The 21,459-nt window shown below is 72.4% G+C and carries 16 protein-coding genes; 8 read left to right on the forward strand and 8 right to left on the reverse strand.

Features of this window, described 5'->3' with window-relative positions:
- Positions 1–50: 50 nt before the first annotated feature.
- Together AB0I68_RS21995 and AB0I68_RS22000 are read right to left on the reverse strand one after the other, a co-directional pair.
- On the reverse strand, positions 51–1,274 hold the full coding sequence (locus tag AB0I68_RS21995) for an Ig-like domain-containing protein (RefSeq protein WP_363179067.1): 1,224 nt from the start codon (positions 1,272–1,274) through the stop codon (positions 51–53).
- A gap of 162 nt (positions 1,275–1,436) precedes the next feature.
- A complete protein-coding gene (locus AB0I68_RS22000) occupies positions 1,437–2,657 on the reverse strand; it encodes an Ig-like domain-containing protein (RefSeq protein WP_363179068.1) in 1,221 nt (406 codons plus the stop codon).
- A 181-nt stretch (positions 2,658–2,838) separates the two neighbouring features.
- Here AB0I68_RS22000 and glgX point away from each other — a divergent pair, with 181 nt between their 5' ends.
- On the forward strand, positions 2,839–5,169 hold the full coding sequence (glgX, locus tag AB0I68_RS22005) for a glycogen debranching protein GlgX (protein ID WP_363179021.1): 2,331 nt from the start codon (positions 2,839–2,841) through the stop codon (positions 5,167–5,169).
- A gap of 135 nt (positions 5,170–5,304) precedes the next feature.
- Here glgX and AB0I68_RS22010 read toward each other — a convergent pair whose 3' ends face one another.
- Positions 5,305–5,817, reverse strand: a complete 513-nt coding sequence (locus AB0I68_RS22010) for a MarR family transcriptional regulator (protein WP_363179022.1) — start codon at positions 5,815–5,817, stop codon at positions 5,305–5,307.
- 73 nt (positions 5,818–5,890) lie between these two features.
- Between AB0I68_RS22010 and AB0I68_RS22015 the strand changes: the two genes are divergently transcribed.
- Positions 5,891–7,090 (forward strand): MFS transporter, encoded by a 1,200-nt coding sequence (locus AB0I68_RS22015; protein ID WP_363179023.1) that lies wholly within the window; start codon positions 5,891–5,893, stop codon positions 7,088–7,090.
- A gap of 61 nt (positions 7,091–7,151) precedes the next feature.
- A complete protein-coding gene (locus tag AB0I68_RS22020; RefSeq protein WP_363179024.1) occupies positions 7,152–7,874 on the forward strand; it encodes a CDP-alcohol phosphatidyltransferase family protein in 723 nt (240 codons plus the stop codon).
- Between the two features lie 24 nt (positions 7,875–7,898).
- Here AB0I68_RS22020 and AB0I68_RS22025 read toward each other — a convergent pair whose 3' ends face one another.
- Complete coding sequence (locus AB0I68_RS22025) at positions 7,899–8,369, reverse strand: adenylyltransferase/cytidyltransferase family protein (protein WP_363179025.1); 471 nt, start codon at positions 8,367–8,369, stop codon at positions 7,899–7,901.
- Positions 8,370–8,542: 173 nt separating this feature from the next.
- On the opposite strand from AB0I68_RS22025, the gene AB0I68_RS22030 reads away from it, so the two are divergent.
- From AB0I68_RS22030 to AB0I68_RS22040, 3 genes are read left to right on the forward strand one after another with little or no spacing between them, the layout of a single operon-like run.
- Entirely contained in the window at positions 8,543–9,748 is a 1,206-nt protein-coding gene (locus AB0I68_RS22030; protein WP_363179069.1) for a glycosyltransferase family 4 protein, read from the forward strand.
- The gene (locus tag AB0I68_RS22035) at positions 9,745–11,517 is read left to right on the forward strand and encodes a lipopolysaccharide biosynthesis protein (protein WP_363179026.1); all 1,773 of its coding nucleotides are present in this window, start codon (positions 9,745–9,747) and stop codon (positions 11,515–11,517) included. Before AB0I68_RS22030 ends, AB0I68_RS22035 begins: the two co-directional genes overlap by 4 nt.
- The gene (locus AB0I68_RS22040) at positions 11,514–12,731 is read left to right on the forward strand and encodes a hypothetical protein (protein ID WP_363179027.1); all 1,218 of its coding nucleotides are present in this window, start codon (positions 11,514–11,516) and stop codon (positions 12,729–12,731) included. Before AB0I68_RS22035 ends, AB0I68_RS22040 begins: the two co-directional genes overlap by 4 nt.
- Positions 12,732–12,905: 174 nt before the next feature.
- Here AB0I68_RS22040 and AB0I68_RS22045 read toward each other — a convergent pair whose 3' ends face one another.
- Complete coding sequence (locus AB0I68_RS22045) at positions 12,906–14,390, reverse strand: hypothetical protein (RefSeq protein ID WP_363179070.1); 1,485 nt, start codon at positions 14,388–14,390, stop codon at positions 12,906–12,908.
- Positions 14,391–14,514: 124 nt separating this feature from the next.
- Here AB0I68_RS22045 and AB0I68_RS22050 point away from each other — a divergent pair, with 124 nt between their 5' ends.
- Both AB0I68_RS22050 and AB0I68_RS22055 read left to right on the forward strand, forming a co-directional pair.
- Complete coding sequence (locus AB0I68_RS22050) at positions 14,515–15,054, forward strand: WcaF family extracellular polysaccharide biosynthesis acetyltransferase (protein ID WP_363179028.1); 540 nt, start codon at positions 14,515–14,517, stop codon at positions 15,052–15,054.
- A complete protein-coding gene (locus tag AB0I68_RS22055; RefSeq protein WP_363179029.1) occupies positions 15,051–16,169 on the forward strand; it encodes a glycosyltransferase in 1,119 nt (372 codons plus the stop codon). The genes AB0I68_RS22050 and AB0I68_RS22055 overlap by 4 nt, the downstream gene beginning before the upstream one ends.
- A gap of 133 nt (positions 16,170–16,302) precedes the next feature.
- Here the strand turns inward: AB0I68_RS22055 and AB0I68_RS22060 are convergent, their stop codons facing one another.
- From AB0I68_RS22060 to gmd, 3 genes are all read right to left on the reverse strand, one after another.
- A complete protein-coding gene (locus AB0I68_RS22060) occupies positions 16,303–16,977 on the reverse strand; it encodes a hypothetical protein (RefSeq protein WP_363179030.1) in 675 nt (224 codons plus the stop codon).
- A gap of 122 nt (positions 16,978–17,099) precedes the next feature.
- Entirely contained in the window at positions 17,100–19,880 is a 2,781-nt protein-coding gene (locus tag AB0I68_RS22065; protein WP_363179031.1) for a DNRLRE domain-containing protein, read from the reverse strand.
- A 246-nt stretch (positions 19,881–20,126) separates the two neighbouring features.
- Positions 20,127–21,140: a GDP-mannose 4,6-dehydratase gene (gene gmd / locus AB0I68_RS22070; protein WP_363179032.1), complete on the reverse strand. Its 1,014-nt coding sequence runs from the start codon at positions 21,138–21,140 to the stop codon at positions 20,127–20,129.
- Between the last annotated feature and the right edge of the window lie 319 nt (positions 21,141–21,459).

Raw genomic sequence — 21,459 nt, forward strand, 5'->3', positions numbered from 1 at the left:
CGGTGCTGTGGGTCACAGCACCGGGCCACCGGACTACGTACGGGAGAGGACTACTTGATCCACTCCGCCCAGTCCATGTTCCAGCCGTTGAGGCCGTTGTCCGGGGCGATCTGCTTGTCCTTGGAGTTCTTCACGACGACGACGTCGCCGATCAGCGACTCGTCGAAGAACCAGGCGGCGGGCTGGTTGCCGTCGCCCGCACCGCGGACGTCCTTGAGGCCCACGCAGCCGTGGCTGACGTTCTCGGAACCGAACGTGCCGGAGGAGGCCCAGTAGTTGCCGTGGACGAAGGTGCCCGAATTCGACAGGCGCATCGCGTGCGGGACGTCCGAGATGTCGTACTCGCCGCCGAAGCCGACGGTGGCGCCGTTCATCCGGGTCACCTTGTACTTCTCGCTGATGACCATCTGCCCGTTGTACGTGGTCGTCGACGGGCCGCCCGCGGTGATCGGGAGGTTCTTGAGCACCTGGCCGTCGCGGACGACCTGCATCGTGTGCTCGCTCGCGTCGACCGTGGAGACCTGCGAGCGGCCGATGGTGAAGGTGACCGTACGGGTCTGCTTGCCGTAGACGCCGGGACGGCCCTCGACCCCGTCGAGGGCGATCTTCACGGTGACCTTGGTGCCCGCGGCCCAGTACTTCTCGGGGCGGAAGTCGAGGCGGTCGTTGCCGAACCAGTGGCCCTCGACCGGCACGGACGGCTCGGCCGTCACCGTGATGGCCTTCTCGACGGCCTCGGTGTTGGTGATGCCGCGGGTGAAGTTGAACGACACCGGCATGCCCACGCCGACGGTCTCGCCGTCCTCGGGCGTGTAGTGGCCGACAAACGTGTTCGTCGGGGTGAGGGTGGTGAAGGTGGTGTCCTTGGCGGACTCCCGGCCGGCCTCGTCCTTGGCGACGGCGTGCACCTTGTACTCGGTGGCGGCGGCCAGGTTGCGCGCGGGTTCCCAGCTCGCGCCGTCCCCGGCGAGCTTGCCGTCGACGGCGTTGCCCTTGGTGTCGGCGACGGTCACCGTGGTGAGCTTGCCACCGGTGCTGGATATCTTCAGGATGCCGCTGGTGGCGACCTCCTTGGAGCCGTCGTCCGGCTTGACGTTGACAACGGCCTTCGATGCCTCGGTACCGGTCTTGCCGCCTCCGCCACCGCCCCCGTTGTCGCCGCCTCCGCCGCCGGTGTTACCGCCCCCGCTGCACGCACTGGTGAGCAGCAGTGCCGCTCCGAGCAGGAGGGCCGGCAGGCCGGTGCGGCGGGCGCGGCCGCGTATCGGCTGCAGGTTCACTCTTCTTCTCCCCATGTCCCCCGCGCGCGGACAGTCGCGCGCTTGCCGACAGGAAATCACACGGGGGGATCACGAAGAGAAACGGTCTTGTCACCGTTCCGTCCCAAGAGTGGGGAAAGACCGGCGTGTCGGGGTCGCAGCCGGTCTCCCGGTGCGTCAGCCGAGGGCAGAGCCCGCGGCCCAGTCCGCCCAGGACATGTTCCAGCCGCCCAGCCCGTTGTTCGGGGCCACCGTCTTGTCCTGCGAGTTGACCACCTCCACCACGTCCCCGACCAGGGTCCGGTCGAAGAACCAGCCGGCCGGGGTGTCCGAGCCGCCGCCCTTGTCGTCGCGCAGCCCCACGCAGCCGTGGCTGGTGTTGGTGGAGCCGAAGGTGTCGGGGCTGGCCCAGTAGTTCCCGTGCAGGAAGGTTCCGGAGGTGGTGAGCCGGATGGCGTGCGGGACGTCGGGGATGTCGTACTCGCCGCCGAAGCCGACGGTCTGGCCGTTCATCCGGGTCACGTCGAACATCTCCAGCACCACCATTTTCCCGTTGTAGGTGGTGTTCTTGGGGGCTCCGGCGCTGATCGGGAGGGTGGAGACCAGCTTTCCGTCGCGGCGGACCTCCATCGTGTGCGTCTCCGCGTCCACGGTGGACACCTGGGAGCGGCCGACCGTGAAGGTGACGGCCTTGTCCTGGATGCCGTACGAGCCGGGCGCGCCCTGCACGTCCCGCAGCTTCATCTTGACGGTGATCTCGGTACCGGGCTTCCAGTACTGCTTGGGCCGGAAGTCGAGACGCTCGTGGCCGAACCAGTGGCCGGTGACCTCCACCGGGGGCTTGGAGGTGATGGTGATGGCCCGCTCGACGTCGGCGCGGTTCGCGATCGACCGGTTGAAGTTGAAGGAGACGATCATGCCGGTGCCGACGGTGGAGCGGTTCTCGGGCTTGAAGTAGCCGATGAACCGCTCCTCGGGGACATAGGTGGTGAAGGTGGTGTGCCGGGCCTGGCGGCGGTTGTGGCCGTCGAGGGCGACCGCGTCCACGGTGTACTTGGCGGCGAGCGCGAGCCTGCCGCCCTCGGAGTCGGGACTCCAGCTGAGGCCGTCGGGGGCGATGGCTCCCGGGACGCGCTCCTCCTGGGCGTCCTCGACCTTGGTGACCACGACCCGCTCGAGGCGGCCCTCCGGCACTCTGACCGTCAGCGGGCCTTCGGCCGGGACCCCCTTGGCGTTGTCCGCCGGGGTGATCCGGATGGCCTCGTCGGGCGACCGGGGTTTGCCGGGGAGCTGGATCTCGACCGGGGACCCGCCGCTCCCGGTGCATCCGGCCAGGCCGCCCAGCAGGGCCGCCGATGCCGCCACGGCGGCCAAGCCCGCCCCTGCCCGCCTCGTCAGAAGTGTCACGATCCCTCCAACGACCGGCCCCCTCCGGGGGAAACGTGAGCGCGGGCCACGTTCCGGGCAGATCTGTCCGGGCAGAACAGTGGGAAGGACCAGACGGGGGCGGGCCCAGGCCGGGACGCCGGGGCTGCACTCCCCACACCCCCGCCGGTACCAGGAGCCGTGGAGGCGGGCAGTGTCGAGCGCAGCCGAGCAAGAGGCGGTGGATGCCACCGCCATGGAGGCAGTGGAGGCCGTGGACGCGGTGCGGAGCGGCGGGGCCGCGCCGCCCGTCCCGCACGTCAACGGCCGGGTGAACGGCGCGGTGGCACCGGACCGCGAGTCGGCCTTACAGGCCGTCACGCGCGCGGGGCCCCCGGTGTGGCCGGGGTCCTCGCACCCCCTGGGGGCGCGTTTTCGCACCGGCCCGGACGGGACGGCGGGCACCAACTTCGCGCTGTGGGCCCAGGGCGCGGAAGCGGTGGAGCTGTGCCTCTTCGACGCGGAGGGCGCCGAGACCCGGTGCGCGCTGACCGAGCTGACGCACGAGATCTGGCACGGCTTCCTGCCCGGTGTGCGCCCCGGGCAGCGGTACGGGTTCCGGGTGCACGGCCGCTGGGACCCGTGGACGGGGGCCCGGTTCAATCCGGCGAAGCTGCTGCTGGACCCGTACGCGCGGGCCGTCGACGGCGACTTCGTGCTGCCGCCGGAGGTGTACGGGCACGTCCGCGACTGGCCCCAGCAGTACATCGCGGACACCGTGCGCGACGACCGCGATTCGGCACCGTACGTCCCCAAGGGGATCGTGGTCCACGATGACGACGACTGGGCGGACGACGTCCGGCCGAAGACCCCGTGGGCCGATTCGGTGATCTACGAGCTGCACGTGCGCGGGTTCACGATGCGCCATCCGGGTATTCCCGAAGGGCTGCGCGGCACGTACGCGGGCCTCGCCCATCCGGCGGCGATCGAGCACCTGACCCGGCTCGGGGTGACGGCGGTCGAACTGCTGCCGGTGCACCAGTTCGCGCACGAGGACCACCTGCTGCGCCGGGGGCTGCGCAACTACTGGGGCTACAACTCGATCGGCTACTTCGCCCCGCACGCCGGCTACTCCTCGTCCGGTACGGCCGGGCAGCAGGTCGGCGAGTTCAAGCGGATGGTGAAGGCCCTGCACGCGGCCGGGATCGAGGTCATCCTCGACGTGGTCTACAACCACACGGCGGAGGCGGGCGAGCTGGGCCCGACGCTGTCGCTGCGCGGCATCGACAACCGGGGCTACTACCGGCTCCAGTCCGACCAGCGCCGGTACGCCGACTACACGGGCTGCGGGAACACCCTGCACGCCGGGCGCCCGCACGTGCTGCGCCTCATCACGGACTCCCTGCGCTACTGGGTCACGGAGATGGGGGTGGACGGCTTCCGATTCGACCTGGCGGCGGCGCTGGCCCGCTCGATGCACGACGTGGACATGCTGTCGCCGTTCCTGGCGGTGATCGCCCAGGACCCGGTGCTGCGGCGGGTCAAGCTGATCGCCGAGCCGTGGGACGTGGGCTCGGGCGGCTACCAGGTGGGGGCGTTCCCGCCGCTGTGGACGGAGTGGAACGACCGGTACCGGGATGCCGTGCGGGATTTCTGGCGGGGTGCGCTCCCCGATGTACGGGACCTCGGGTACCGGCTGTCGGGCTCCAGCGACCTGTACGCGTGGGGCGGGCGGAGGCCGTACGCCTCGGTGAACTTCGTGACGGCGCACGACGGCTTCACCCTGCGCGACCTCGTGTCGTACGAGCGCAAGCACAACGAGGCCAACGGGGAGGCGGGCCGTGACGGGACCAACGACAACCGCTCGTGGAACTGCGGGGTGGAGGGAGATCCGCCGGGGGGCACGGACGCGCGGATCGGGGTGCTGCGGCGGCGGCAGCTGCGCAATCTGCTGACCACGCTGCTGCTGTCCACCGGGGTGCCGATGCTGGTCGCGGGCGACGAGTTCGGCCGGACGCAGGGCGGCAACAACAACGCGTACTGCCAGGACAACGAGACGGGCTGGGTGGACTGGTCGCTGCTGGAGGACCCGGCCTGGCGGGAGCTGTTCGCGCTGGCCGCGCGGCTGGTGGCGCTGCGCCAGGAGCATCCGGTGCTGCGCCGGCGTGCGTTCTTCTCGGGGCGGCCGCAGGGCGCGGACGGGCTGCGGGACCTGGCCTGGTTCACCCCGGCGGGCGCGGAGATGACGGAGCGGGACTGGTACGCGCCGGCCGCCGCGCTCGGGATGTACCTGTCGGGGCGGGACATCCCGGGCCGCGACGAGCGGGGGCGGCAGGTGAGCGACGACAGTTTCCTGGCGCTGCTGCACACCGGGGACCGGCCGGTGGCGTGGGCGCTGCCGGGCGCGCCGTGGGCGGCGGAGTACGAACTGGTGCTGGACACCGCGCGGGAGGACCAGGCCGCGCCTCCCGGCACCCGGCACCGGGGCGGGGAGACGCTGACGGTGCCGGCGCGGTCGGTGCTGCTGCTGCGCGTGGTGGGCTGAGGAAACCGGGCCGGGATCGCGGGCCGGGGGACCTGGGCCGAGGGGCCTGGGCCGAAGGGGGCCCTGGGCCGGGGGGCCTGGGCCGAAGGGGGCCCTGGGCCGGGGGGCCTGGGCCGGGGGCGGCGGAACCGGCCGCTACTTCTCCTGCTTCTCCTCGACGTGCAGCAGCATCCGCTTGAGGAGGGCGCAGAGCGCGGCCCGTTCCCCGTCGTCGAGGGGTTCGATCATCTCCGCCTCGGCGATCCCGCGCCAGCGCATGGCTTCGGTCCAGCGCCGGTGGCCGTCCTCGGTCAGCTCCACGTCGACCCGGCGGCGGTCCCCGGAGGCGCGCACCCGGCGGACCAGCCCCGACTTCTCCAGGGTGTCGAGGCGGCCGGTCATCCCGGCCGGGGAGAGCAGCAGTTCGGCGGCGAGCTCGGCGGAGGGGGCCCGCCAGGGTGTGCCGCGGGAGGCGAGCCGGTGCATGGTCTCGAACTCGAAATCCTGGAGTCCGGTCTCGGCCAGGGCCCGTTCCTTGCCGTACTTCACGTGCTTGGCCAGGAGCTGGATCCGCGTGATGACCGCTTCGGTGGGCACGTCGAAGGGGACCTTGCCGCTCCAGCGGGCGATGTGCCGGTCGACCGAATCCTCGGCGTACTCCGTGTCCATGGTCGGAAGTATCGCACCCCGGAGCCGATGCTTCGTTGACGAATGATTCGCTGGCGAAATAATATCTGCTGTCATGACCTCGTCGATCTGGCGGCTCCTCGCCGGGCGCACCTTCGCGGCCTTCGCCGGCGCCCTGATCCCCACCACCCTCACCCTGGCCGTCGTGCGCACCGGTTCGGCGGGAGACCTCGGCATCGTGCTCGCGAGCGAACTGCTCCCGATGCTGCTCCTGCTGCCCGTCGCGGGCGTGGCAGCCGACCGCCTCCCCGCCCGGCGGGTCGTCCTGGCCGCCGATCTGGTGCGCGCCTGCGCGCAGTGCGCGACCGGGGCCCTGCTGCTGGCCGGTCCGGTACGGATCCCCGAGCTGGCGGCCCTGGCGGCGGCCACCGGCGCCGGCGTCGCCTTCGGCAACCCCTCCGCCCGCTCGCTCGTCGCCGCGGTCGTCCCCGCCGAGGGCCGGCTGCGGGTCAACTCCCGGCTGGGGGTGGCGACCGGGCTCGCGCAGATGGCGGGGCCCGCCGCCGCGGGCACGATGATGCTGGCCCTCGGCGCCGGCTGGTCCTCCCTGCTGACCGGCGCGCTGTTCGCCGCCTCCGCGCTCACCCTCGGCGGGCTGCGGACCGCCCCGGCCCCGCGCATGCGCGCCCGCGCCGGGTTCACCGCCGAGCTGCGGGCCGGCTGGTCCGAGACCCGGCGCCACCCCTGGTTCCTGGCCAATGTGCTCGCCCACGGGGTCTGGCATCTCGCGGCCGGCCTGCTGCTCACCCTGGGGCCGCTGATCGCCGTACAGAGCCTGGGCGGCGCGGCGACCTGGGTGGTCATCGCCCAGGTGGGCACGGTCGGCATGCTCGTCGGGGTCTGGGCGGCCGGCCGGCTGCCCGTGCGGCGGCCGCTGTACGGGGTGGCCCTCGGGGCCTCGGCGCAGGCCCTGCCACTCACGGCCCTCGCGCTGCGGCTGCCCGCGGCGGTGACGGCGACCGCCTTCTTCGTCGCGATGTTCGGCCTGGGCGTGCTGAGCCCCTTGTGGGAGACCGAGATGCAGCGCCGCATCCCGGTGGAGACGCTGGGGCGGGTCGGCTCCTTCGACACCCTGATCTCCTTCGCCGCCCGGCCGCTGGGGCTGGCGGTGGCGGCGCCGCTGGCGGGGGTCACCGGGACGGCGGCGCCACTGCTGGTGGCGGCCGCCCTCAGCGCCGCGGCAAATCTCTCCGTACTGCTGCTCCCGGACGTCCGCAGGGAACCGGAGCGGGAACCTGCACTCGCCCTGCGATGATGTGCCCTCGTACACACGTGCACCCGTACACGTGTGCCACCGCAGGGAATCAGGGGTACGCATGGCGAAAGTCGGGACCGCGCTGCGGGAGCTGCGCGGGGCGCAGAAGTCGGCGAAGGGGGTGTCCCTCTATTCGCGGTTCGTCAACCGGCCGGCGGGGCGGTACCTGGCCGCCGTGTCGTATGCGCTCGGGCTGACCCCGAACCAGGTGACGCTGGTCAGCGCCGTCTTCAGCTTCGCCGCCGTGACCGCCGTCGCGCTCGCCGCGCCCTCGTGGGGGCTGGGCATCGCCGTGTGGGCCGCACTCGCCGTGGGCTTCGCCTTCGACTCCGCCGACGGGCAGCTGGCCCGGCTGCGCGGGGGCGGCAGCGCGGCGGGCGAATGGCTCGACCACGTCGTGGACTGCGCCAAGCTGACCGCCCTGCACACCTGCGTGCTGATCGCGTTCTACCGCTTCCCCGAGGCGTACGGGACGGGCGGGAACGGCTGGCTGCTGGTGCCGCTGGGCTTCCAGTTCGCCTCGGTCGTCACCTTCTTCGGCGGGCTGCTGACCGACAAGCTCAAGCCCCGGCCGACGCCGGGGAGCCCCGCCGCCGCACCGTCGACCCTGCGGGCGGTGGCGCTGCTGCCCGTGGACTACGGGGTGTTCTGCCTGGTGTTCCTGGCGCTCGGGGGTGGGGGGCTGTTCCGCTGGGCGTACGCGGGGCTCGGCGCGGTCGCCGGGCTGTTCCTGGTGGCGTTCCTCGCGAAGTGGTTTCGGGAGCTCAGCGCCGTACCGCGCTGAGCCGCACCGCTCGGGCCGCGCCGGTCAGCAGCGTTCGGCGCTGAGCGGCTCGGACAGCGCGTCCAGCGCCCGGCGCAGCTGGGTGCTGGAGGTGTGCACCGTGTAGGGGAAGTAGACGACGTCGACGCCGACGGCGGCGAAGTCCTTCTCCAGCTTGTCGCCCTTGGGGGTGCCCCGCCAGTCGTCACCCTTGAAGATCACGTCGAAGCGGACCTGCTTCCAGGTCTCCACCTTGTCCGGGACCGTTTCGACGAAGGCCGCGTCCACGTACTTCACGCTGCGGACGATTTCCAGCCGTTCGACGAGCGGGATCATCGGGCGGCGGCCCTTGGCCAGTTCCGCCATCTCGTCGGAGACCACTCCGGCCACCAGGTAGTCGCACTGACTCCGGGCGTGCCGAAGGATATTGAGATGTCCGATATGGAACAGGTCGTAGGCGCCCGGGGCATACCCGACCCGGTACGGACTGTGCGCGGGTGCGCCAAGGTCGGACATGTCGCGCTCCGTCATGAGTTACCCCCCAGCAGCCGCGCCCCCCCGGCGCGGCGGATTAGCAGACAATAGCGTGCACGTTCCGCAGCCTGCCGGTGAACGAATAGGGTGACGTGCGCATCATCCAGGGGAGAAGGGGACGTTCAGTGTCGAGATCCGGTCACCGGCGCCTGCTGCTGGTTTCCACCAATTACGCTCCCGAGCACGCGGGGATTGGGCCGTACGCCACCCAGATCGCGGAGCACTGGGCGGATCTCGGCCACGACACGCATGTCCTCGCCGGCATGCCGCACTATCCGTCATGGTCGTTGGAGCCGGAGTACCAGGGGGCGCTCCGGCGCACGGAACAGCGCGCTGGGGTCACCTTGCACCGGCGTGCACACACCGTGCCGCCCCGCCAGACCGCCGTCAAGCGGGCCCTGTTTGAAGGATCGATTCTGCTGCACGGCACCGTGGCCCCGCCCCGGATGCCGCGCCCGGACGCGGTCATGGCCCAGATGCCCAGCCTGGCCGGCGGCGTCGTCGCCGCCCGGCTCGCCGCGCGCTGGAAGGTCCCGTACATCCCGGTCGTCCAGGACCTGATGGGCGCGGCCGCCGCGCAGAGCGGGATCAGCGGCGGCGACAAGGCGGCCGCGATCGCCGGGCGCGCGGAGGCGTACGCCCTGAAGCGGGCCACCCTGGTCGGCGTCATCCACGAGACCTTCGTGGACCGGGTCGTCGGCATGGGCGTGGACCCGAAGAAGATCCGCCTCGTCCCCAACTGGTCCCACGTCCCGCAGCCCACCAAGCCGCGCGGCCAGACCCGCCGCCACCTCGGCTGGGCGCCCGGCCAGCCCGTCGTCCTGCACTCCGGGAACATGGGCCTCAAGCAGGGCCTCGAGGTGCTCGTCGGCGCCGCCCGCCTGGATCCGGGCGTCCGCTTCGTCCTCATGGGCGACGGCAGCCAGCGCTCGGCCCTCGCCGACCTCGCGGCCGACGTACCGAACCTGGACATCATCCCCCCTGCCGCCGATGGAGAGTTCCCGGATATCCTCGCGGCGGCGGATGTGCTCGCCGTGACGCAGCACGCGGCCGTGCTCGACATGAGCGTGCCGTCCAAACTGACCTCCTACTTCCAGGCCGGCCGGCCCGTCGTCGCCTCCGTCGCGGCGGAGGGCGGTACCGCCCAGGAAGTGGAACGCTCGGGCGCGGGGGTGCTCGTACCGCCGGAGGACCCCCACGCCCTGCTGAAGGCCGTACGGGCCCTGGCCGAGGACCCCGAGGGCGCGGATGCACTGGGGGCGGCCGGGCCACGCCACGTGGCGGCCCACCTGAGCCGTGACGCGGGCCTGGCCCGCATCGACGCACTGATAGACGAAGCACTTGGGGGTCCGCAGACGTGATCGAGACCAACCGCCCTGCGTCGGTCCCGGCCGACGACGAACCGGATCTCCTCAGGGACCAGTTCAAGCAGCTCCTGCGCTACCGCCGCCTGCTCGGGGCGGGTATCGGCATCGGCCTGCTGGGCGGCGTCTACCTCGGCGTCTCCACGTCCGACACCTATGTCGCGACCGCGGACATCGTGCTGCGCGCACCCACCGACGACCCGTTCAACCCGAGCCTCGCCCCCGACAAGGCGATCAACATCGGCTCGGAGCGGCAGGTCGCGCTCAGCTCCTCCATAGCCAACGAGGCCGCGAAGAAGCTCGGCGTGTCCGCGAAGGACTTCGCCGGGCTGCGCAGCGGCCTCCAGGTGACCAACCCGCCGCAGACGATGGTGCTGCGCTTCACCTACACCGCGTCCTCCCCCAAGGAGGCCGCCACCCGCGCCAACGCGATGACCGAGGCCTACCTGCTCAAGCGGCAGGAATCCCTCGACGTGACCCGCGACAAGATGGTCAAGGGGTACCAGGACCAGCGCGATCCGGTCGCCAAGAACCTCGACGAGCTCGTCAAGCAGATCAACAGCATGCCGGCCGGTCCGGGGCGCGACGCCGCGTACTCCTCGAAGACCGACCTCCAGAGCAAGGTCAACACGCTCAACAGCAACATCGCCAAGCTCCAGGCCCTGGACATGACCCCGGGCCGCGTCACCAGCGCCGCCACCCCGCCGTCCGCCGCCGACGGCCCGGGCATCCCGATGGCGCTCGCGCTCGGCGCGGCCGTGGGCCTCGCCCTCGGCCTCCTCGCCGCGTGGGTCCGGCTCGTCTTCGACCCCTCGCCGCGCTCCGAGGGCGATGTCGCGCGGGCCCTGCGCGCACCCGTACTCGGCTACCTGCCGCGGCCCAAGACCGGCGGCGGGCCGCTCCTCGCGGCCGGCGAGGAGGACCCCCGGCTCGCCGAGGAGTTCCGCTCGGTGGCCTTCCGGCTCGCCTACGACTCCCGTTTCGCCGACCGGCGCCGACTGCTCGTCGTCGCCCCGCGCGGCAGCAGCGAGACCGCCGCCGCCGCGGCCGTGAACCTGGCCGCCTCCTTCGCGGAGACCGGCAAGGACGTCCTGCTCATCGAGGCCGACCTGCGCACGCCGGTGCTGGCCAGCCAGCTGCCGACCGGCGCCGGCGGACGGCCGCGCTGGAGCCAGCCGCCCGGCGGCCCGGCGGCCGACGGGCACTCCGCGGCGCACGGCGACTCCGACTGGCCCGACGGACGCCAACTCGTCGTCGACGCCGGGGAGTCGGGCGCGTTCGACCTGATCCCGGGCGAGCCGGTCCGCAACGTGGCCCGGGCACTGACCTCTCCGCGCGCCACCCGGCTGATCTCCGAGGCCGACTCCCCCAACTCCACCGTCGTCGTGCTCGCGCCGCCCGTGCTCTCGTACGCCGACGCCCTCGCGCTCGTCGACCGCGTCGACGGCGTCCTGGTCGTCTGCGACCCGCGCGCCGTCCACCGCAGCGACCTGTCCCGGATCCGTGAGCTGATCAGCGGCGCCGGCGGCACGGTGCTCGGCGCGGTGCTGCACGCCCCGCTGCCGGGCGAGAAGCGCGGCCGCGGCGGCAAGCCGAAGGGCTCGGCCGCCCCGGCCCGGGCCTCCCGGCCGGCCGCGCCGCAGCCGCTCACGCGGGAGCCGAACCAGCCCGGCCAGGCGCACCGGCAGGGCGAGCCCGAGCAGCACATCCCGGGCGACGGCACGGACACGGTGGCCCTGCGCACGGTGCGCATGGGCCGCAGATGAGCCGGCGCGGCCTCGCCGCCGTCTCCTCGATCCTGGACCAGGCCGCGTCCAGCGCGACCAACATCCTGGTGCTCGTGCTGGCCGCCCGGCTGTCCTCGGCATCCGGCTTCGCCGACTTCTCGATGGTGTACGTGACCTTCAGCGTGCTCCTCGGACTGAACATGGCGTACGTCGGCCAGACGGTGGTGCTGGAGAAGGACGAGGAGCGGCTCGGCGCGGTCTGCCGCTCGGGCCTCGCGTTCACCGGGGCCGCCTCGGCGGCGGTGGGCGCAGCGCTGGCCGTCGTCGGCATCGCCCTGCCGGGGGCCGGCGGCTGGGCCTTCCTCGCGCTGGGCCTCGTACTGCCGCTGGTGCTCGTCCAGGACGGGCTGCGGTACTGCTTCTCCGCGCTGCGCACCCCCGAGCGGGCGCTGGCCGCGGACGCGCTGCGACTGGCGTGCGTCGTCGCCGCGCTGCTGCTCCAGCCCGAGGGGGCCTCGGCGGGCCGGCTGGTTCTGGTGTGGGGTGTCTCCGCGCTTCCGGCGCTCGCGCTCGGCCTGTTCCTGCTGCGCCCGTACGTGCAGGGGGCGCGGGCCGACCTGCGGCCGTACCTGCGGCGCGGCCACCTGGGGCAGCGGTTCGTGGTCGAGTTCGCGGTGGGCAACGGCTCCAGCCAGCTCGCGGTGCTCGGCCTCGGCGTCTTCGCGACCCCGCTGGCCGTGGGCGCGCTGCGGGGTGCGACCACCCTGTTCGGGCCGCTGAACGTGCTGTTCAACTCGGCGAACGCGTTCGGGCCGCCGGTGGTGGGGCGGGCTTCGGGCAAGCGGGGCGTGGTCCGGATGACCGTGCTGATGGGCGGCGTGCTGGCGGTGCTCGGCGCCGGGTGGGGGGCCGTGCTGTACGCGCTGCCGCAGCGGGTGGGGCGGCAGCTGCTGGGCGAGACCTGGGCGGCCGCGGCGGCTCTGCTGCCGGCGACGGGGGCGCAGTACGCGGTGATGGGGCTGGGCACGTGCGCACTGCTGACCCTGCGGGTGCTCAACCCGAAGGCCACGCTGTCGTTGCAGGTGGTGTTCTCGCTGCTGTCGGTGGCCCTGCTGCTCGGGGGGTACGCGGTGGGCGGCGCGGCCGGCGCCGCGTGGGGCCTGGCGGCGGGCTCGGCCCTCAAGGCCGTGGCGGCCTGGCTCCGCGTCTCCCGTCTCCGGGCCCCGGCAGAACCGGTCACCACGCCGGCGTGACCCTGCGGACCGTCCCGCCCCCTGCCCTGCGGCTCCGCGTGAGCCGGCCGCCTCCGGCATCCGGAGGGCCCGGCCCCGGCCGAGCCGGTCAGCGCCGGCCACCCGGAGGGCCGCCGCTGCGCGGGCTCCTCCCCCCGGCCCGCCGGGGTTCGGGGCCCGGCCCGGCAGCGGGGGTCAGCGGAGGGTGGTGGACTTGTCCTGGCGGTACGTCGCGACGAGCGCCAGGCACAGGCCCGCGATCGCCACTCGCCCGGATGCCTGCAGCAGCGGCCCCCGCAGCAGGATGAACGAGTAGCCCGCCACCAGCGGGACCACCACCGAGATCAGGCTGCCCGGCGGGGAGCGGCGGGTGGCGCGCTTCGCGTACCGGCGGTCCACGCGCGCGGACGCGTACCCCACGCCCAGCAGCCCGGCGCCCATGCCCAGCGGCCCGAAGTCGAGCCACAGTTCGGCCCAGATCGGGGAGGAGAGGTTGGTGTTGACCGTCCCCATCCACTCGCCGATCATCACGCCGGTGTCCTTCGGCTTGCCGGGCCAGACCGAGCGCGGCACCGCGAAGAAGAGGGATCCGGCGAGCTGGCGCCCGTACAGGTGCCCGGGGCCGGAGTTCGAGTAGGTGATGGTGTTCGCGAACATGCCGATCTGGTCGTAGTCCTTCAGCGCCATCGGCTCCAGGAACGACGTCGTCTCGACCGGCTTGTAGTTCTTCTCGTCGTACCGGAAGCGGTCCGCGAACGGGAACACGAGCAGGGCGATCACCACCGCCATCGACAGCGCGACCCGGTACATCGCGGCGCTCACCGGGAAGACGGTGAAGAGCAGCGCGAACATGACCGTCAGGAACCAGTACCGAGGGTTCGAGATCGGGTTGTTGACCACCAGGTTCAGCAGGGCGAGCGCCCCCCAGACGACGATGACCGAGACCTTGCGGCGGGCGTACGTCGAGGTGATCAGCCAGCGCGTGTACAGCAGCAGGGCCAGCAGCGCCGGGACGGTGCCGAAGCCGCGCAGCAGCGCCTGGCCGGCCTGGCCGTCGCCGTTGGAGACGCCGGCCTCCTCGATGCCCGCGATGATCTCCTGGCGGCTGGAGAAGAAGACCGCCGGGCCGCCGAGCTTCACGATGAAGGCCGCGCTGCACAGGAAGGCGAGCCCGGTGAGCAGTTGGAGGCGGCGCCGGTGGGCCATGACCGGGCGCGGCTCCTTCGGGGAGCCGCCGGCCCGGCCGGCCGGCCGGTGGCGGGCGAGCAGGACGCCGACGTCGAACGCCGTGCAGCCGAGCAGGACCAGTCCGATCGCGATGGTGAGGTCGGAGCGGGGGCCGACCACGGGGGTCGGGACCCGGCCGAGGACGGCCTGCGCGAGCGGGGCCACGCCCATCGCCATGTAGACGAAGAGCCAGAACGAGCCCTGGAGCAGCTTGCGGCGGCTGGTGAGGACCATCGCGGAGAGCCGGGCGCCCGCGTACATCGTGAGCAGGAGCTGGAGCCAGAAGGCCGCGTCGCGCTGGCCGTCGCCGGACTGGACGGCCACGAAGAGCGGCAGGAAGACGGTGAAGCCGAGGATGAGCGGGACGGACAGCGCGCGGGAGAGCAGGGTGCGCGGGGTGGTGACCCGGCCCCACTTGTGCTCGTCCTCGGGCTCGTTGGCCGGCGGGGTCACGGAGGGCTTGCGTATGTCCGTTGCCACTGCCGCCCCCACCCCATGTGCCTGGTCCGCGCGCAGTCTAGTCTGAGCGGGCGGCGCCAGGGGAGGCACGCCTGCAGAGCACGATGAGGGGCGACAGTTGCGTGATCTTCCTGCCTTCACGCTGGCCGGATACGACAAGGGGCGCGGGCTGCTGACGCAGGCGCTCTGGTTCGCCGTGATGAACACGCTGTTCATGGCGTGGTTCTGCCCGGCCCGGTTGCGGGTCGCGCTGCTGCGGGCGTTCGGCGCGCAGATCGGCGAGGGCGTGCTGATCCGGCACAAGGTGCGGGTGCTGTGGCCGTGGAAGCTCACCGTCGGGGACCACACGTGGATCGGCGAGGGCGCCTGGCTGCTGAACCTGGAGCCGGTGACCGTCGGGTCGAACGTCTGCATCTCGCAGGAAGCCATGCTGTGCACCGGCTCGCACGACCACCGGGCCGCCGACTTCCGCTACCGCAACGCGCCGATCGTGGTCGAGGACGGCGCGTGGGTGGCCGTACGGGCGACCGTGCTGGCCGGGGTCACGGTGGGCCGCTGCGCGGTGGCGGGCGCCGGTTCGGTGATCCACAGAAACCTTCCTGCACTGACCCTGCAGACGATGGACGGGCAGCGCCGCCTGGTCGAGGAGCCCAAGTGAGAGTCCTGCACGCCGTCACTCTGCACTCCCCCTCGCACGCCTTCGGCGGGCCGGTCCGGGTCGCGCTGAACCTGGCCAAGGGGCTGCGGGCGCGCGGCCACGAGGCCGGCCTGCTGGCGCTCGGCGAAGGCTTCCCGGACCCGTGGCCGACCGCCGTGGAGGGGGTGCCGGCGAAGCTGTTCCCGGCCCGGCGCATCCTCCCCCTGGGCTTCAGCGGGATGACCTCCCCGGCCCTGCTGGCCTCGGCGGGGCGGCTGGTCCGGGACGCGGACGTGGTCCACGTCCACCTGGCGCGGGACCTGGTGACCTTGCCGGTGGCCCTCGCGGCGCTGCGGGCGGGCAAGCCGCTGGTGCTGCAGACCCACGGGATGGTGGACCCGAGCGAGAAGCTGCTGGCCAAGGTGCTGGACGCGGTGGCCGTACGCCGGCTGCTGCGCGGCGCGGACGCGGTGCTGTACCTGACCCCGCACGAACGGGAGGGCCTCGACGCGGTGGTGGGCTCCCCGCTGCCCGGGGCGGTCCGCCTGGTGAACGGCACCCCCGCGCAGGACGAGCGCCCGGTGCCGTCCGGTCCCCCGCGCATCCTGTACTCGGCGCGCCTGCAGGCCCGTAAGCGCCCGGTGGACTTCGTGGACGCGGCCCCGGCGATCCTGGCGGCGCACCCCGAGGCGGAGTTCGTGGTGGCCGGCCCCGACGAGGGCGAACTGCCGGCGGTCCGCGCCCGCATCGCCGAGCTGGGCCTCGGCGCCCGCTTCACGGTGCCGGGCGCGCTGTCCACCGCCGAGGTCCTGGCGGAGCTGCGCCGGGCGCACGTGTACGTCCTGCCCTCGGTCGACGAGCCGTTCCCGATGTCGGTCCTGGAGGCCCTGTCCGTGGGCGTCCCGTCGGTGGTCACGCACTCGAACGGGCTGGCCCGCGAGATCGCCTCCGCGGGGGCGGGGCGGGCGGTCGCGCCCGGCCCGGCGGGGGTGTCGGAGGCGGTCCTCGCCCTCCTGGACCCGCAGTCCAACGCCACGGCCTCGGCGGCCGCCCGCACACTGGCCGCGGAGTCCTACTCGATGGACTCGGTCCTGGACACCCTCCTCCCGGTGTACGAGAGCGCCCTGCGGGGCTAGGACGAATCCGCCCTTCCCCCGTTCCCCGGGTTCCGCCGGACCCGCACCTCAAACGGCGGCGGGGCGGAAACGCGACGCCCCCGAGGCCGAACCATCGGCCTCGGGGGCGTATCCGTACAGCGGCGGCGGGGCTTTACGCCGGGATCCAGGCGTAGCAGCCCGTCGACGTGAACTCGGTCGTGCCCGACAGGATCGTTGCCGTGATCTTCTCGCCGGCCTTCGGGGCCGTCTCCGGGCCCGAGGCCAGGACCGAGCCGTCCTTGCCCCTGGCCTCCCAGCTGCACGTCGTGCTCTGGGTCAGCGCCCGGTACGTGCCCGCCGCAGGCGACTGGCGGGTGCCGTCGCCGAAGCCCTTGGAGGCCGCGTCCAGGATCGGCTTCTGCTCCGGGCACAGGTAGGTGATCGCGTCCTTCGCCCCCGGGATCTCCCCGGCGACGATGGCCCCGGTCGCCGCGTCCTTGTCGCGCTTCGCGGTGCGCTCCACCCGCTGGCAGGACTCCTGGCCGGTCTGCAGGACCGCCGCCGGGTCCATCTTCTCCGGGACCCGCCCGCTCAGGTACTGCTTCTCGTTGGGCTTGAAGCTGCCCGTCTTCGGGATGAGCTTCGCGTCCGGCAGGACCGGTCCCGTCGGCTTCGCGTCGGGCGACGCCGTCGCCGGGGCGTCCGCCGGGTCCGCGGCCGCCGACGAGGCCGGCGGCTTCGGCTTCGCCGCCGCGGCGTCGGCCTTGCCGTCGCCGCCCGAGCTGCAGGCGGTCAGGGTCAGAGCTGCGGCCAGCAGAACAGCAGCCGCGGCGGAGCGTCGGTACATCAGGGGCTCCCGTACTTGCCGGTTGATCGGGTGGGACGCGGTTGGGACGCGGTTGGGACTCGGGTGAGACAGGAGTGCGGGGCCCGGCGTGGAACGGCCGGGCCCCGCACTCCGTCAGACGGCTACTTCGAGCCGAAGGTGAGGACGAGCTGCGGAGCGGCGTCCGCGGCCGTCGACTCCATGGACCAGATCCACAGCGGGTCGGTGCCCGTGCTCGTCAGGGCCATGCCGTAGCTGCTGCCCAGCACCGCGGAGAGCGCGGCGGTGTCCAGCGGGGTGCTCTGGACCGCCGAGCCGTCCGGCACGCTCGCGAACGCGCCGAGCGGGGTGGTGCCGAGGGCGGGCTTGGTGTTGTACGTCGTGCCCGCACCGCTCCAGGTGCCGGTGACCGGGACCACGGACACCGTGTCGGCCGTACCGGCGCTCGCCTGGGTCGACGTCTTGATCTGGAGCGCGGCGGACTTGAGGACCTGCCCGGCCGGCGCGGCCGGCAGGTTGAAGCGCAGGTACGTCTCGTACGCCGAGGTGCCGCGCACCGCGAGCGAGGTGGACGCGCCGTAGGCGGCGCTCGGGGCGCCCTGGTTGACGTAGGTGTCCTCGGTCGCGGAGACCTTGGAGACCGTGTCGGAGGGCGCCTTGGCCAGGTCGTAGTGGTTCTTGGCCTGGGCCGCCGTGAGCGCCTTCGGGTAGACGGCCGTCTCGTCGATCTGGCCGGCGAAGAAGTTGCTCGTCGGCTTGGTCGGCCAGTTGCCGAGGTTGTCGCCGCCGACGTGCCAGTAGCCCTCGTACGACGTGGAGCTGGTGACGCTGTTCAGCGTGCCCTTGCTCTGCCCGTCGACGATCAGCTCCATGCCGCCCGGGCCCATGGCTCCGACGACGTGGTGCCACTTGTTGTCGTTGTACGTGTCGAGCAGACCGGTGGAGACGGTGCGGGTCGTGCCGCTGTAGACGCCGAAGACCAGACGACCGGTGTTGGTCATGTAGATCTGCTTGTCGTACGAGCCGCTGTTGCGCGTGGTGTTGTTGCCGAAGCCGATCAGCTTGCCGCCGCGCGTGGTGTTGGTCTTGAACCACGTCTCGACGGAGAAGGCGTTGCCCACCGTCTGGCGGTGGTCGCTGTACACCTGCTGGCTGGTGCCGTTGAAGCCCATCGCCGTGCTGGTGCCGCTGATCGCGCCGGGCGTCTGGCGCAGGGCCGGGGCGTTGAGCTGGACGCCGCTGGTGTTGCCGCCGACCGAGGAGTCGGCGACGTACGGGCTGACGGTGTCGTCGTAGCGCCAGTACAGGTTGGCGCCGTCGGCGCGGACCTGGTCCGGGTACGACTGGACCGAGGTCGGGACCGTGACCGAGGCGGTGGCCGACAGGGCGCTGGTGTTGCCCGCCGCGTCGGTGGCCGTCACGCGGTAGGTGTACGACTGGCCGGCCTTGACCGTGGTGTCGTTCCAGGAGGCCTGCGGGCGCTCCCACTCCAGGGACTCGGCGGTGACGGTGGCGATGGGGCTGGCGGAGCCGTTGCGGTAGATCCGGTACGTCAGCTTGCTGTCGTCCGCGTCGTAGCTGGTGCGCCAGCGGACCTGGACCTCACCGGGCTTGACGCTGCCGGCGCTCGCGACCGGGGTCGTGGGGGCGCCGACGTCGCCGGTGGAGGCGAAGCGGGTGAGCGCCTGCTGGGGCTTGCCGTTGATGGCGGTGAACTCGCCGCCGACCCACATGTACTTGACGTCGTTCTTCTCGGCGATGCTCATGACGCGCGGGCCGATGCCCTCGCCGATGCCGTCGTTGGCGGTGGGGTGCCAGCCGAGCTTGCGCGGGCTGCGCACGAAGCCGTCCACGGGCGCGGGGGCGGCGCCTTCGTAGTCGGTCAGCTGCGCGTTCAGGAAGTTGCGCTTGCCGTCGGGGAACTGTCCCTCGAGGGAGCAGTCGTGCGCGTGCGAGGAGCTGTAGAGCACGCCGTCGTACGGCAGCACGGCCTGCGTCGCGCCGAGGCAGCGGTCGCGCCACTTCTCGCTGAAGTCGCTCAGCTTGAGGCCGATGCGGCCGTCGAAGACACCGCCGCCGGAGCCCTCGTTGCCGGTGTAGAAGCCGGTCGAGTCGGTGGCGATGTCCTTGACCACGGAGTTCGACGGGATGCTGCTGTACGTCTTGGCGACCGCGCCCGTGTCGGCGTTCACGACGGCCAGCGCGTGCGTGTTGGAGCCGTTGACCGAGAAGAAGTCACCGCCCAGGAGGACGTTCTTGCCGTCCGGGGTGACCTCGACCGCGCGGCCGGGCTCGTCGGCGTTGGCGACGAAGGGCTTGAGCGCACCGGAGCCGGCGTCGACCGCGGCGAACCGCTCGCGGGTCTGGCCCTCGACCGTGCCGAAGTCGCCGGCCGCGTACAGGGTGTCGTCGGAGACGGCGAGTCCGCGCACGGTGGCGGGGAAGCCCGGGTGGAAGGCGGCCTTGGGGGTGCAGCTCGCGATGTCGATCGCGGCGAGGCTGGAGACCGGGGTGCCGTTGACGGCGCCGAAGTACCCGCCCGCGTACAGGGTCTTCTTGTCCTTGGAGACGACCAGCGTACGCACGGTCGCGCTGCCGTCGCCGACGGTGAAGGCGAGCTTGCACGAGGTCGGGTTGCCCGTCGCGGCGTCGAGCGCCACGAAGTTCACCGCTTCCTGCTCGGTGCCGCCGGCGCCGTCGGGCGGACGGACGGCCGAGAAGGTGCCGCCCGCGAAGACGGTGCCGTTCGCCTCGGCCATCGCGAAGACGATGCCGTTCGGCTGCCAGGTGGGCAGTTCGTCGGCGGTGAATGCCACGGGAGGCGTGATGGCGGACGCCTCGGGCATCAGCACCAGACCTATGCCGGTGCCTGCGCCGGCCAGTGACAGGGCGAGGGCAGCAGTCAGCCCTCTGGATCTACGCATGAGCCCCCCAGGGCAATCGCCCGGTTTTGATGGCTGGAACTATCCGAACAGCCATATGTACTGGCGCAGACTAGGGCTCCCGCGAGGGCCCGGCCATCTCCCTTGACCCATTGCATACCAACTTGGAATCAACAGGGTTCAGCATGGAGGGTGCGCAACGGACATAGGGCAGGTCGCCCCGGTCAGACCCACAGAGGCCTGTAGAGATGACCGGGACACGGCAAATCGTAGGGGAAATCAAAGGCCTCAGCGGTCGATACGGACGGTCACGCCCGCCAGTTGGTCCTCGACCTGCCGGATGTCGGCGTCGACCATGATCCGCGCCAGTTCGGCCACCAGAACCGTCGGCTTCCAGCCAAGCAGCGCGTTGGCCTTGGAGGCGTCGCCGATGAGGGCGTCGACCTCGCTCGGGCGCTCGTACTTGGGGTCGTAGCGCACGTGCTCGGCCCAGTCGAGGCCCGCGTGGGCGAAGGACGACTCGACGAACTCGCGGACCGTGGCGGCGACGCCCGTGGCGACGACGTAGTCGGTCGGCTCGTCCTGCTGGAGCATCCGCCACATGGCGTCCACGTACTCGGGGGCGTAGCCCCAGTCGCGGACCGCGTCGAGGTTGCCGAGGTAGAGGTGCTCCTGCAGGCCGGCCTTGATGCGGGCGACCGCGCGGGTGATCTTGCGGGTCACGAAGGTCTCGCCGCGGCGCGGGGACTCGTGGTTGAAGAGGATCCCGTTGACGGCGAACATGTCGTACGCCTCGCGGTAGTTCACCGTGGTCCAGTACGCGAAGACCTTGGCGGCGCCGTACGGGCTGCGCGGGTGGAACGGGGTCTTCTCGTTCTGCGGGGGCGGGGTGGCCCCGAACATCTCCGAGGACGAGGCCTGGTAGATCCGGGTGTCCACACCGCTGGCCCGGATCGCCTCGAGCAGCCGCAGCGCGCCGAGGCCGGTCACGTCGCCGGTGTAGAGGGGGGCGTCGAAGGACACCCGCACGTGCGACTGGGCGCCGAGGTTGTAGACCTCGTCGGGCCTGATCTCGCGGAGCAGGTTCACGAGCGCGACGCCGTCGGAGAGGTCGGCGTGGTGCAGGACGAAGGACCGGTTCGCGGTCTGCGGGTCCTGGTAGATGTGGTCGATCCGCTCGGTGTTGAAGCTGGAGGACCGCCGCACGAGGCCGTGCACCGTGTAGCCCTTGGAGAGCAGCAGCTCGGAGAGGTAGGAGCCGTCCTGCCCGGTGACGCCGGTTATCAGTGCGGTCTTGCCCATGTGGGGTCCCCCTGTTGGTCGTGTCGGTCGTGGTGAGGCTGCGCCTCGGGTGGGTGTGGGGCGGGCCCTGGCAGGGGGCGGCGCACCGAGCTGTCGGGCCGCGGCCCGGGGGCTGGATGCGTACCGTACACGCCCGGTCCGAACGTCTTTGCGCCGGATTCCGCCGCAGCCGCTGTCGGGCCTGGTCCCGCATGCCGGATGCGCGGCGCGGGACGCGCCGCGGGCAGGGTGGAGTGCCGACGGGGCGGCCTCGCCCAGGGGTTGGGCGCCTCAGCGGCCCCGGGCCGGAGCCGAACGGGCGGCGGCCGACCGGGCGGGA

Origin of the sequence: Streptomyces sp. NPDC050448, assembly GCF_040655295.1 — a bacterium.
Taxonomy (GTDB): Bacteria; Actinomycetota; Actinomycetes; order Streptomycetales; family Streptomycetaceae; genus Streptomyces.